Source organism: Aeromonas media (genome assembly GCF_000819985.1).
GTDB classification, from domain to species: domain Bacteria; phylum Pseudomonadota; class Gammaproteobacteria; order Enterobacterales; family Aeromonadaceae; genus Aeromonas; species Aeromonas media.
Window position 1 is genome coordinate 1 of sequence record NZ_CDBZ01000212.1, and the last position, 12,248, is coordinate 12,248.

The following is a 12,248-nucleotide window of genomic DNA, read 5'->3' on the forward strand; positions in this document are numbered from 1 at the left end:
CGACCCACCATCATTTAGCCTTATCCCAGGTCGTTTAGCTCAGCTGGGAGAGCACCTCCCTTACAAGGAGGGGGTCACTGGTTCGAGCCCAGTAACGACCACCATGACTTGTAAACAAGAAGGCCCGCACTCCAATGCGGGCCTTTTTGTTTTAGCTTCATCTGGCACCTTATCTGGTGAGCGCGATTTGTTGATGGGTTTGTGCGCGGCTTCTGGTTATAATTTTGGCCTTTCCAAGCGTTGATGGAACAGTCGCAATGAGCAATGCACTGAGCAGTGTCCCTCCGGTCATCGAGATGGACTATCCCTTTCCGGTCAAACCGGCTCCCCTGACTGCCGAACAGAAGGCTTCCCTGATCACCGAGATCAAGGCACTGCTCGAGGCGCGTCAGGCCGTGCTGGTTGCCCACTACTACACGGATCCCGAGATCCAGGCGCTGGCCGAGGCCACCGGCGGTTTCGTCGGCGACTCCCTCGAGATGGCTCGCTTCGGTCGTGATCACGCCGCACAGACCCTGATCGTGGCCGGTGTGCGCTTCATGGGGGAGACCTCCAAGATCCTGAGCCCCCACAAGCGGGTGCTGATGCCGACCCTGGAGGCGGAGTGCTCCCTCGATCTGGGCTGCCCCATCGACCAGTTCTCCGCCTTCTGCGATGCCCACCCCGACCATATAGTCGTGGTCTATGCCAATACCTCGGCGGCGGTGAAGGCACGGGCCGACTGGGTGGTGACCTCCAGTATTGCGCTGGAGATAGTCGAGCATATCGACAGCCAGGGTCACAAGATCATCTGGGGCCCGGACAGGCACCTGGGCGCCTATATCGAGAAGAAGACGGGAGCCCAGATGCTGCGCTGGCAGGGGCACTGCATCGTCCACGACGAGTTCAAGGCCAAGGCCCTGCGTGAGCTCAAGGCCCAGAACCCGGATGCGGCCGTGCTGGTGCACCCGGAGTCCCCGGCTTCCGTCATCGAACTGGCGGATGCGGTGGGGTCTACCAGCCAGCTCATCAAGGCGGCCCGTGAGCTGCCCCAACAGAAGCTGATCGTGGCAACCGATCGCGGCATCTTCTACAAGATGCAGCAGGCCTGCCCGGACAAGGAGATGGTGGAGGCGCCGACCGGTGGCGATGGTGCCACCTGCCGCAGCTGTGCCCACTGTCCGTGGATGGCGATGAACGGCCTGGTGGCGATCAAGGAGGCACTGACCGATGGCGCCGAGCGTCACGAGATCCATGTGGATGAGGCGCTGCGTCTGAAGGCCCTGATCCCGCTGGATCGGATGCTGAACTTCGCTGCCGAGCTCAAGCTCAAGACCCAGGGCAACGCCTGATCTTCTCTGATGACAAGATGCAAAGAGGGCTCCTGCGGGAGCCCTCTTTATTTATCAGCCTGTTACATCGTCAGATGATCACGGTGGAGAAGCTGTGCTCCTCGTCTGGTGCAACCGTGATGCCAGCATCGGCGGTGATGGCTGCCTCGACACACAGCATGGTGCGGTAGCCGTCGTCGCTCATGTCGGTCATGGCGGTGGCGCCCTCAGCCCAGGGATTCCAGACCACCACGCTGTCATGGTTGCCGCTCACCACTTTAGTGGTGCGATCGCCGTCCTTGACCATCACCATGGCCTCGGCTTGGCGGTAGATGCGGTCCATGGCGGCAGAGAGTGTCAGCGCCCCCTGTTGCTGCCCATCCTGACCCGTCAGCTTGTCGGCATAAGGCTCACCCAGGCCAGTCACGCTGACGGCCTCTGGGGCACTTATCTGCAGATAGGTGTGCAAGGCCGCGTTGCAGGTGAGGGGAGTCTTGCCGGTATTGCGGGTGGTCAGCACCAGAGAGAGCTCCTTGCCCACCAGCACATCCAGCTCCAGCTCGAAGGCGTGGGGCCAGAGGGCTCGACTGGCGTCGGTGTCACGCAGAGACAGATGGACGAGGGTGCCATCCCCGTGATCGGAGACTCCATCCAGGGTCCACAGGCTGGTGCGGGCGAAGCCATGGGCGGGCTTGCCGCTGCCGACGCGAGCGGGGGCCGGGCCGAACCAGGGCCAGCACAGAGGGATGCCGCCCCGGATCGGCTTGCTGCCATCCAGCACGGCCTTGTCGCTGAGCCAGAGCGAGGCGGGTTCGCCGTGGCGCTGGTAGCGCAGCACATGGGCGCCAAACAGGCTGATCTCGGCCTTGGCATGCTCGTTGTTGATGGTCAGCAGAGGCTGGCCATCCGCGGGGTGGCTGAGGGTACAGTGGGCTGTCAGAGTACGTGTCGGTTGCATGGAGACTCCTGTGCTCGCGCACATTCAAGAAAGAGGTCGGCAGGTCCAGAATACAAAAAGGCGGCCAATGGCCGCCTTTTTTCAAGCTACGCGATTGCGCATCCCAAATTACTTGGAGATGTGAGCGATCAGGTCCAGAACCTTGCTGGAGTAGCCCATTTCGTTGTCGTACCAGGATACGACTTTAACGAATTTGTCGTTCAGTGCGATACCAGCCTTGGCATCGAATACTGAGGTCTGACGCTCACCCAGGAAGTCGGTGGAAACCACTTGATCTTCGGTGTAGCCCAGCACGCCCTTCATGGAGCCTTCGGAGGCTGCTTTCATGGCTGCGCAGATTTCTGCGTAGGTGGCAGCTTTCTTCAGGTTGACGGTCAGGTCAACAACGGACACATCCGGAGTCGGTACGCGGAAAGCCATACCGGTCAGTTTGCCGTTCAGTTCCGGGATAACAACGCCAACAGCCTTGGCAGCACCGGTAGAGGACGGGATGATGTTCTGAGCCGCACCGCGGCCACCGCGCCAGTCTTTGGCAGACGGACCATCAACGGTCTTCTGGGTAGCGGTGGTAGCGTGGACAGTGGTCATCAGGCCGGATTCGATACCGAAGGTATCGTTCAGAACCTTGGCGATCGGGGCCAAGCAGTTGGTGGTGCAGGAAGCGTTGGAAACGATGTCCTGGCCAGCGTAGGTAGAGTCGTTAACACCCATGACGAACATAGGGGTAGCGTCTTTGGACGGGCCGGTCAGTACGACTTTCTTGGCACCGGCAGCGATGTGCTTGCGAGCAGTGGCGTCGTCCAGGAACAGACCGGTAGCTTCGGCAACAACGTCAACACCGATGGCATCCCATTTCAGGTTTGCCGGGTCACGTTCAGCGGTAACACGTACGGTTTTGCCGTTGACGATCAGGTTGCCGTCTTTGACTTCAACGGTGCCCTTGAAGCGGCCGTGAGTGGAGTCGTACTTCAGCATGTAAGCCATGTAGTCAACGTCGATCAGATCGTTGATACCAACCACTTCGATGTCAGCACGCTCGGCGGCCAGACGGAAAACGAAACGACCGATACGGCCAAAACCGTTAATACCTACTTTGATAGTCATAATTGGTTACCTAACTGTTCAGTAGTCAAAGAAAATTCCGTTTGTAAATTTACTAGAACTCACCGGTGAGTCAACCAACAATCTGCGCGAAATTGCGCTATATCATGAAAAACTGTGAAATTTATTTTCGTTTTATGTAACTGGCTACCAACTTTTGTCGAATGCATCATCAGCGGATCCGGTCGCAGAGATCAACAATAGTGCCTGTCCGGTCACACATCAGGCCGGGGAGATATGTAAAAATGTGCGCGGTTTAGCATGGCCAAAGAGCCACTGTTTAAGTACCACCCATAAAAATTAATCACAAATAGTGTAGATAGAATCCACAGCGGGAATTCTCAAACTATGACCACCCTGATTGAACAGCTGGCTGCCGCCAAAGGTATCGCCAGCGAGTATGTTGATGCCTGGGGCCACCCGGCCCAGGTATCCGAAGAGAGCAAGGCCGCCATGCTGGGCGCCATGGGCTACCGCGTCGACGACGAGGCAGCCCTGACCGAACAGTTGGAACAGGAGCACCGTCAGCACTGGTTGCGGCCTCTGGATCCCGTGATGGTAGTGCGCAGTGGCGACCCCCTCAGCCTCGAGGTTCGTCTGCCCATCGAGTTCGTCAACGACGCTCTCCACTGGCAGATAGAGCTGGAGCAGGGTGCCCTGTTGTCCGGCCAGCTGACCCCCATCGAAGGGGAACTGGTCGGCGTCGCCGAATTCGAAGAGATGGAGTGTCAGGCCTACAGGGTCGCGCTGGATGTGCAGCCGGAGCTCGGCTATCACCGGCTGGTGCTGCTGGAAGAGGGCAACGACGAGCCGCTCGCTACCATGCGCCTCATCGTCGCGCCCAAGTCCTGCTACAAGCAGGCACCCATCGCGAATGGCCGCAAGGTGTGGGGCCCGAGTGTGCAGCTCTACTGCCTGCGCAGCCGCCACAACTGGGGCATAGGTGATTTCAGTGACCTCGGCCAGCTGGTCGAGAAGGCCGCCGCCTGGGGAGCCCATTTCGTGGGGCTGAACCCCATCCATGCCCTCTATCCGGCGAATCCCGAGAGTGCCAGCCCCTACAGCCCCTCTTCCCGTCGCTGGCTCAACGTGGCCTACATCAATGTGGAGGCGGTGCCGGAGTTTCTCGCCAACGATCGGCTCAAGGCCGATGTGGCGAGCCCGGCTTTCCAGCAGCATCTGGCCTCCCTGCGGGCCAAGGAGAACGTGGATTACACCGGCGTCATCCAGACCAAGATCGGCATGCTGCGCCAGGTGTTCGATGAGGCCAGGCTCAGCGCCGAGCGTCAGGCCGCCTTCGATGCCTTCGTGGTCGCCGGTGGCGACAGCCTGCAACAGCAGGCAGCGTTCGATGCCCTGCAGGCCCATTTCTATGGCAAGGGTGAGAATGCCTGGGGCTGGCCGGTCTGGCCGGATGCCTTCCGTGATTACCACAACCCGGAAGTGGCTGCCTGGATGGCCGAACACCAACAGGACGTGAATTTCTACCTCTATCTGCAGTTCCTGGCCGATGAGCAGCTGGCCCAGGCCGATGCCCGTGCCAAGGCCGCCGGCATGGTGATGGGGATCTATCGGGATCTGGCGGTGGGCGTCTCCGAAGGCTCCACCGAGATCTGGGCCAACCGGGACCTCTACTGTCCGAAAGCCTCGGTCGGTGCTCCCCCCGACATCCTGGGCCCCCTCGGTCAGAACTGGGGCCTGCCCCCGATGAATCCGAACCAGCTGTTCGAGGCGGCCTATCAGCCCATGGTGGATCTGTTCCGCGCCAACATGCGTGCCTGCGGCGCGCTGCGCATCGATCACGTGATGGCCTTGCTGCGCCTGTGGTGGGTACCGCCCGGAGCGTCTGCCGCCAAGGGCGCCTACATCTACTATCCGGTCAACGATCTGCTGGGGATACTTGCCCTCGAGTCCCACCGCAACCAGTGCCTGCTGATCGGTGAAGATCTCGGTACCGTGCCGGAAGGCATAGACGTCACCCTCAAAGAAAATGGCGTCCACTCCTACAAGGTGTTCTTCTTCGAGCGATCCAAGGGGGACGGCGGCTTCATCTCTCCGGCGCACTATACCGAGCAGGCGATGTCGGCCCTGACCACCCACGACATGCCGACCCTCAAGGGCTTCTGGCATTGTGACGATCTGGCGCTGGGTCGCGAGCTGGGCCTGTACCCGGATGAAGAGGTACTCAAGACCCTGTATGCTGATCGCCACCAGGCCAAGCAGCGGATCCTTGACAGCCTGCATGCCCATGGGGTCATCTCTGGCAATATCAGCCATGACGTGAACTGGGTCGGGATGAACACCGAACTCAACCATGGCCTGCAACTGCACATGTCCCGCGGCAGCTGTGCCCTGTTCAGCACCCAGCTGGAAGACTGGTTGGAGATGGACAAGCCGGTCAACGTGCCGGGCACCAGTTACGAATACCCGAACTGGCGTCGCAAGCTTTCAAAGGATCTGGAAGATATTTTTGCCGATGAGGCGCTCAAGGCGCTGGCGGGCAAGATGAGCCAGGCCCGTGATGAGGCCAGTCGTTGAGCCTCTGCTGTCAACATGTGACTCACTTTCATCCGCTTCGGCCCAGGCCGGAGCGGATGTTCAGCCATGAAAGGAAATGTCGATGCCCGTTGAACGTTTGGTTGCCGCCCGCTGTGCCGATCCCTTCTCCCATTTAGGCCTGCTGGCCAAACCGGATGGGCCAGGCCTGAAACTGACGGCCTGGTTGCCCGATGCGCTCGAGGTCCGGGTCAGGGATCTCAAGTCAGGCAAGATAGTTGCCACCCTGACCTCCGCCGACGAAGCGGGCTTTTTTGAAACTGTTTTCACTCGCCGCAAGAATCCCTTTCCCTATCAGCTGATCGCCAGCTACCCCGATGCCAGTGCCGAATCCATCGACCCCTATCAATTCCAGGCAGCCGCCTGGGAAGGTCTGGCGGAGCTGAGCTTCCAGCCGGAAAACCTCTACCACACCCTGGGCGCCCAACTGCGCACCGTGGAGCATCTCGGCCAGCGGGTGGCAGGGGTGCGCTTCGCCGTCTATGCGCCGAGCGCCACGGCGGTGAGCCTGATCGGCGATTTCAACTTCTGGGATGGCCGTCGCCACCCCATGCAGCGCAGCCAGTGCGGTCACTGGGTGCTGTTCGTGCCGGGCCTCAAGGCCGGAGATCGCTACAAGTTCGAGCTCAAAGACCCCATGGGCAACCGCCTGCCCCACAAGAGCGACCCGGTTGGCTTCTACTGCGAGCAGTATCCGTCGTTCGCCTCCGTCATCCACGACCACGAGCAGTACCAGTGGCAGGATGCCGACTGGTGCGAGAGCCAGCGCAACGACAAGCGGGAGCAGCCACTCTCCATCTACGAGCTGCACGTGGGTTCCTGGAAGCGTCACCCCAACGGCGACAGCCTTAACTGGCGCGAGCTGGCGGTGGAACTGGTCAATTACGTCACCGAGATGGGGTACACCCACATCGAGCTGATGCCGGTCTCCGAGCACCCCTTCAGCGGCTCCTGGGGCTATCAGCCGGTGGGCATGTTCTCCCCCACCAGTCGCTACGGCAGTGCCGATGACTTCAAGTATTTCGTCGACGCCTGCCACCAGGCTGGTATCGGCGTCATCCTCGACTGGGTGCCGGCGCACTTCCCGGCCGATGCCCACGGTCTCGCCCGCTTCGACGGCACCCCGCTCTACGAGTACGAGGATCCGCGCCGTGGCTGGCACCCGGACTGGAACTCCTACATCTACGATTTCGGTCGCAACAACGTGCGCCAGTTCCTGGTGGCGAGCGCCCTGTTCTGGCTCGACAAGTTCCACATCGACGGCCTGCGGGTGGATGCGGTGGCCTCCATGCTCTATCTGGACTATTCGCGCAACGCCGGTGAGTGGGTGCCGAACGTCGACGGGGGCAACCACAACTACGAGGCCATCAGCCTGCTCAAGTGGACCAACGAGGAGGTGTACGGCAAGTATCCCCACACCATGACCATCGCCGAGGAGTCCACCGCCTTTGCGGGGGTCTCCAAACCCACCTTCCTCGGTGGCCTCGGGTTTGGCTTCAAGTGGAATATGGGCTGGATGCACGACACCCTGAGCTACATGCAGAAGGAGCCGATCCACCGCCGCTATCACCACAACGAGATGACCTTCTCCATGGTCTATCACTATGACGAGAACTTCATCCTGGCCCTGTCCCACGACGAGGTGGTGCACGGCAAGCACTCCCTGCTCTACAAGATGCCCGGTGACGAGTGGCAGCAGGCCGCGAACCTGCGGGCCTACATGGGCTTCATGTATGGTCATCCGGGCAAGAAGCTCAACTTCATGGGTACCGAGATCGCCCAGAGCAACGAGTGGAATCACGATGCCCAGTTGCCCTGGCACCTGCTGCAATTCCCCAAGCACGGCGGCCAGCAACGGCTGATCCGCGATCTCAACCGGCTCTATCGTCATGAAGCTGCCTTGTATCAGGCGGATTATGAGCGCAGTGGTTTCCGCTGGCTGGATCACAATGATGCCGACAACAGCATCTTCGCCTGGCTGCGCGCCGACAAGCAGGGGGCCAATCCGCTGATGGTGGCCTCCAACTTCACCCCGGTGCCGCGCCTTGCCTATCGCCTCGGGGTGCCGACGGCGGGTCGCTATGCCGTGGTGCTCAACACCGATAGCGAGCATTACTGGGGCAGCAACTATGATGTGGGTTTGACCTTCGTCGCCGAGCCGACCCCCTGGCAGGGGATGGCGCACAGCATAGTGCTGGACTTGCCGCCGCTCGCGACCTTGTTCATCAAACAGGAGTCCTGATGTTTGTAATGGAAAATGGGGTGGACTACCCGCTGGGGGCCCGGCTCGACGAGGCCGGCTGCCACTTCTGCGTCTGGGCCCCCCAATCGGACAAGGTGGAACTCTGTCTGTTCGACGAGCAGGAGCAGGAGCTGGTCCGGCTGGCCCTGCCCGGCCAGCGCGGTCAATACCGCTTCGGTTATGTGCGCGGGGTGCGGGCTGGTCAGCGTTACGGTTACCGGGTCCATGGCACGCCCCAGGAGGGCATGCTGTTCGACCCCGACAAGCTGTTGATCGACCCCTATGCCAGGGCGCTCAGCCGGGCGACCCGTTGGGATGACGACCTCTATCAGGGGGACAGCGCGGCCATGGTGGCCAAGTCGGTGGTGGTGGACGATGCCTTCGACTGGCAGGGGATCGGCAAGCCTGGCATCCCGCCCGAGCGGGTCGTGCTCTACGAGACCCACGTCAAGGGCTTCACCCGTCAGCATCCCGGGGTGCCCGAGGCGCTGCGGGGCACCTACCTCGGCGTCAGCCATCCGCTGATGATCGAACACCTGCTGTCGCTGGGGGTCACCTCGGTGCAGCTGATGCCGGTGGCCGCCTTCATGTCGGAGCCTCGGCTGGAACAGCTTGGGCTGACCAACTACTGGGGCTACAACCCCATTGCCTTCTTCGCCCCGGAGCCTCGTTATGGCGCGGGAGAGGCAGTGACCGAGTTCAAGACCATGGTGCGCGAGCTGCACCGTGCCGGGCTCGAGGTGATATTGGATGTGGTCTACAACCACACCGCCGAATCCGGTGCCGATGGCCCCATGCTGTCGCTCAAAGGGTTCGACAACGCGGGTTACTACGCCTTCGAGACCGGGGCCCATGGCCCGGACTATCACCGTCACGCCAACGTCACCGGCTGTGGCAACAGCGTCAATCTGGATCACCCCAACAGCCTGCGACTGGTGCTCGATGCCCTGCGCTACTGGGTCACCGAGATGCAGGTGGATGGTTTCCGCTTCGATCTCGCGGTCACTCTGGCGCGGGAGGCGGGGGAATTCGATCCCATGAGCGCCTTCTTCAAGGCCATGCTGGCGGATCCCGTGCTGGCGCGGGTGCGGCTGATCGCCGAACCCTGGGATATCGGCCCCTTCGGCTATCGCCTCGGCCAGTTTCCGAGCCAGTGGCTGGAGATCAATGACCGCTATCGCGATACCGTTCGCGCCTTCTGGCGCGGGGATGCGGGCAAGATGGGGGACTTTGCCACCCGGCTGGCTGGGTCGCGGGATCTCTTCCCGAAGAACTGGCGCTCCCCCCACACCAGCGTCAACTACCTCTGCTATCACGACGGCTTCACCCTGGAGGATCTGGTCTCCTACAACCAGCGCCACAACCAGGCCAACGGCGAAGACAACAGAGACGGCCACGGCAACAATCTCTCCTACAACCACGGGGTGGAAGGGCCGACCCTGGACCCCAGAGTGAACAACCTGCGCCAGCAGCAGAAGCGCAACCTCATTGCCACCCTGCTGCTCTCCCAGGGCACGCCCCACTTCCTGGCCGGGGACGAGATGGGTCGCAGCCAGCTTGGCAACAACAACGCCTATTGCCAGGACAACCAGATAAGCTGGGTCAACTGGCAGTTGCGGCCGGAGGATGAACGGCTGCTCGCCTTCACCCGCCAGATGATGGCGCTGCGGGCGGAGTCCGGGGTCTTCGCCAACCTGCAACTCAGTGACGATGAGTGGAATGGCAAGGCGACCAGCTGTCACAGCGTCAACTGGTATCACCCCGATGGCCACCAACTCACCGATCAGGACTGGCACGCCCCCATGGGGCAGGCGTTCGCCATGGACATCGGCATGCTGACGTGCGGTGGGGAGCGCTGGTATGTGCTGTTCAACGCCAGCGACTACGACATCCAGTTCCGCCTGCCGCCGCCGGGGGAGGGGCTGGAGTGGATCCAGACCATAGACACCGCCACCAACGACGGCCTGCCCTTCCTGCCTGACGACATCAAGCGGCAGGTGGCGGTCGGGCGCGCCCACTCCCTCAAGCTGCTGGAGCGGGTCGCGCTGCCGGCGGTGGCGCTGGCCAAGGAAGGGGTGGTGGCCACGCCGGATGTTGCCGCCGTGTTGCCAACGGGATCACAGTTCCCGCTGGCGGGGTAGAGTCGGGGCGCCCTAGTGGGTATGCTGGGCGCCGTGATAAAAGGCAAGGAGTCAGTATGAAGGGCAACAATCCCGAGCAATGGCGCAGCAAGTTGAGTGCCGAACAGTTTCACGTTTGCTGGGAGAAGGGCACAGAGCGCCCTTACAGTGGCGCCCTGCTGCACAATCGCAAGAGCGGTGACTACCTCTGCGTCTGCTGCAAGAGCGTACTGTTCCATGCGGATGCCAAGTTTGACTCCGGCTGCGGCTGGCCCTCGTTCGATCGGGCCATCGAGGGGACAGTGACCTATACCGAAGATGGCAGCCACGGCATGAAACGGGTGGAGATCACTTGCAGCCTGTGTGGTTCCCATCTGGGGCACGTCTTCCCGGATGGGCCGACCGAGACCGGCCAGCGTTACTGTGTCAACAGCCTGAGCCTGGACTTCGAACCCACCCCCGACCCCTGAGATCCCCCGGGATGAAAAATGGCGCCTCCGTTCGCGGAGGCGCCATTTTTTATGCGGTCTGCGCTGACCCGTCAGATCAGCAGCAGGCTCGCTCCCGCCAGCAGGCCGGCGAGCGCCAGTATGGGCAACCTGATGACGCGAAGCAGATAGAAACCGATGGCGGCCAGCGCCAGATCGGTCGGGGCCAGCACGGCACTCTGCCACACAGGTTGATAGAGGGCGGCCAGCAACAGCCCCACCACGGCGGCATTGATGCCGGCTACGGCGCCGGCGAGGCGAGGGTGGGCCAGCCAGCGTTGCCAGCAGGGGCCCATGGCCCAGAGCAGCAGGAAGCCCGGCAGGAAGAGTGCCAGGGTCGCCAGCAGGGCGCCCGCCAGCGGCGCGGCAGGCAACAGCTGGGCGCCGAGGTAGGTGGCCAGGGTGAACATGGGGCCGGGCACCAGCTGGGCCAGGCTGTAGCCGGTCATGAACTGTTGCTGGCTGAGGCTGTGACCGACGCTCTCCTGCAACAGGGGCAGTACCACGTGGCCGCCGCCGAACACCAGGCTGCCGGCCCGATAGAAATCGGCGACCAACTGACTGGCGGGGCCCTGAACCAGCAGGGGCAAGCCGACAAACAGCAGGGCAAACAGCATCAAGGTTGGCCAGTGGGGTGAATGGCGGGCTCCTGGCGGCGCAGGAGGGGCGCTGGCTTCCTCCCGTTGGGCGCAGAGCAGGGCAGCCCCCAGCAGCATGGCAAGCTGGGTCAGGAGGCCAGGCTGCCACCAGAGTGCGGCGGCGGTGACCACCATGACACCTTGTTGCAGCGCCGTCTTGCAGAACTGGCGGCTCATGGTGAGCACCGCATCCGCGACCACCACCAGTGCCAGCAGCTTGAGGCCGTGCAGGGCGGCATCCAGCCAGAGGTTGTTGCCAAGCTGGCCCATGCCGATGGCGGCGACCAGCAACAGCAGGAAAGAGGGCAGGGTGAAACCCGCAAAGGCGGCGAGCGCCCCTCCAAGGCCTGCCCGATGGCGACCGATGGCGAAGCCGAGCTGGCTGGAGGCCGGGCCGGGCAACAGCTGACACAGGGCCAGCAACTGGGCAAACTCGGCTTGGCTGAGCCAGCCCAGGCGCGTGACGAAGGTGCGCTGGAAGTAGCCGATATGGGCGGCCGGCCCACCGAAGCTGATACAGCCCAGCCACAAAAATTGAAGGAATACCTGCCCCACCGCTCACTCCCCTGTTGTCATTGGATATGGGCAGGGATGATATGACAAAGTGATGACTTTTTTATGACAATTCGGGCTGAGTTGCCGGTTGACTCACTGCTGGCTGATGATCCCCTCGCCACCCTGCTGGCGAGGGGCATTGGGGCATGGCTGGCAGACCGGCCAGCGGGCTTATTCAGCGGATGGGGTTGCCGCTGGCATGTAGCAACGCCCGTTCAACCAGCAGGGGGTGGGGATTAGAGCGGCTGGCCCGACTGCGACAGATAGCAGCGTCCGGCCA

The 12,248-nt window shown here is 62.0% G+C and carries 8 protein-coding genes and 1 tRNA gene; 6 read left to right on the forward strand and 3 right to left on the reverse strand.

Annotated features, from left to right (window positions below; genetic code table 11):
• The first annotated feature begins 28 nt into the window (after positions 1–28).
• Together BN1127_RS19320 and nadA are read left to right on the forward strand one after the other, a co-directional pair.
• Positions 29–104: transfer RNA gene (locus tag BN1127_RS19320), tRNA-Val, on the forward strand.
• Positions 105–257: 153 nt separating this feature from the next.
• Entirely contained in the window at positions 258–1,331 is a 1,074-nt protein-coding gene (gene nadA, locus BN1127_RS19325) for a quinolinate synthase NadA (RefSeq protein ID WP_042650529.1), read from the forward strand.
• Between the two features lie 70 nt (positions 1,332–1,401).
• On the opposite strand, the gene BN1127_RS19330 is transcribed toward nadA, so the two are convergent.
• Positions 1,402–2,268, reverse strand: coding sequence for a D-hexose-6-phosphate mutarotase (locus BN1127_RS19330; RefSeq protein ID WP_042650530.1), 867 nt, complete (start codon positions 2,266–2,268; stop codon positions 1,402–1,404).
• 108 nt (positions 2,269–2,376) lie between these two features.
• Positions 2,377–3,372: a type I glyceraldehyde-3-phosphate dehydrogenase gene (gap, locus tag BN1127_RS19335; RefSeq protein WP_005324581.1), complete on the reverse strand. Its 996-nt coding sequence runs from the start codon at positions 3,370–3,372 to the stop codon at positions 2,377–2,379.
• Positions 3,373–3,717: 345 nt separating this feature from the next.
• Between gap and malQ the strand changes: the two genes are divergently transcribed.
• From malQ to msrB, 4 genes are all read left to right on the forward strand, one after another.
• Positions 3,718–5,907: a 4-alpha-glucanotransferase gene (malQ, locus tag BN1127_RS19340; protein ID WP_042650531.1), complete on the forward strand. Its 2,190-nt coding sequence runs from the start codon at positions 3,718–3,720 to the stop codon at positions 5,905–5,907.
• A gap of 82 nt (positions 5,908–5,989) precedes the next feature.
• Complete coding sequence (gene glgB, locus BN1127_RS19345; RefSeq protein WP_042650532.1) at positions 5,990–8,167, forward strand: 1,4-alpha-glucan branching protein GlgB; 2,178 nt, start codon at positions 5,990–5,992, stop codon at positions 8,165–8,167.
• On the forward strand, positions 8,167–10,308 hold the full coding sequence (glgX, locus tag BN1127_RS19350; RefSeq protein ID WP_042650533.1) for a glycogen debranching protein GlgX: 2,142 nt from the start codon (positions 8,167–8,169) through the stop codon (positions 10,306–10,308). Before glgB ends, glgX begins: the two co-directional genes overlap by 1 nt.
• A 56-nt stretch (positions 10,309–10,364) precedes the next feature.
• Complete coding sequence (msrB, locus tag BN1127_RS19355; protein WP_005324585.1) at positions 10,365–10,757, forward strand: peptide-methionine (R)-S-oxide reductase MsrB; 393 nt, start codon at positions 10,365–10,367, stop codon at positions 10,755–10,757.
• Between the two features lie 71 nt (positions 10,758–10,828).
• Here the strand turns inward: msrB and chrA are convergent, their stop codons facing one another.
• Complete coding sequence (gene chrA, locus BN1127_RS19360) at positions 10,829–11,968, reverse strand: chromate efflux transporter (RefSeq protein WP_042650534.1); 1,140 nt, start codon at positions 11,966–11,968, stop codon at positions 10,829–10,831.
• Positions 11,969–12,248 lie beyond the last annotated feature (280 nt).

Excerpts from the sequence above, each read along its gene's own strand:
- nadA (WP_042650529.1), top strand. The coding sequence starts at position 258 with ATGAGCAATGCACTGAGCAGTGTCCCTCCGGTCATCGAGATGGACTAT.
- BN1127_RS19330 (WP_042650530.1), bottom strand. The coding sequence starts at position 2,268 with ATGCAACCGACACGTACTCTGACAGCCCACTGTACCCTCAGCCACCCC.
- gap (WP_005324581.1), bottom strand. The coding sequence starts at position 3,372 with ATGACTATCAAAGTAGGTATTAACGGTTTTGGCCGTATCGGTCGTTTC.
- malQ (WP_042650531.1), top strand. The coding sequence starts at position 3,718 with ATGACCACCCTGATTGAACAGCTGGCTGCCGCCAAAGGTATCGCCAGC.
- glgB (WP_042650532.1), top strand. The coding sequence starts at position 5,990 with ATGCCCGTTGAACGTTTGGTTGCCGCCCGCTGTGCCGATCCCTTCTCC.
- glgX (WP_042650533.1), top strand. The coding sequence starts at position 8,167 with ATGTTTGTAATGGAAAATGGGGTGGACTACCCGCTGGGGGCCCGGCTC.
- msrB (WP_005324585.1), top strand. The coding sequence starts at position 10,365 with ATGAAGGGCAACAATCCCGAGCAATGGCGCAGCAAGTTGAGTGCCGAA.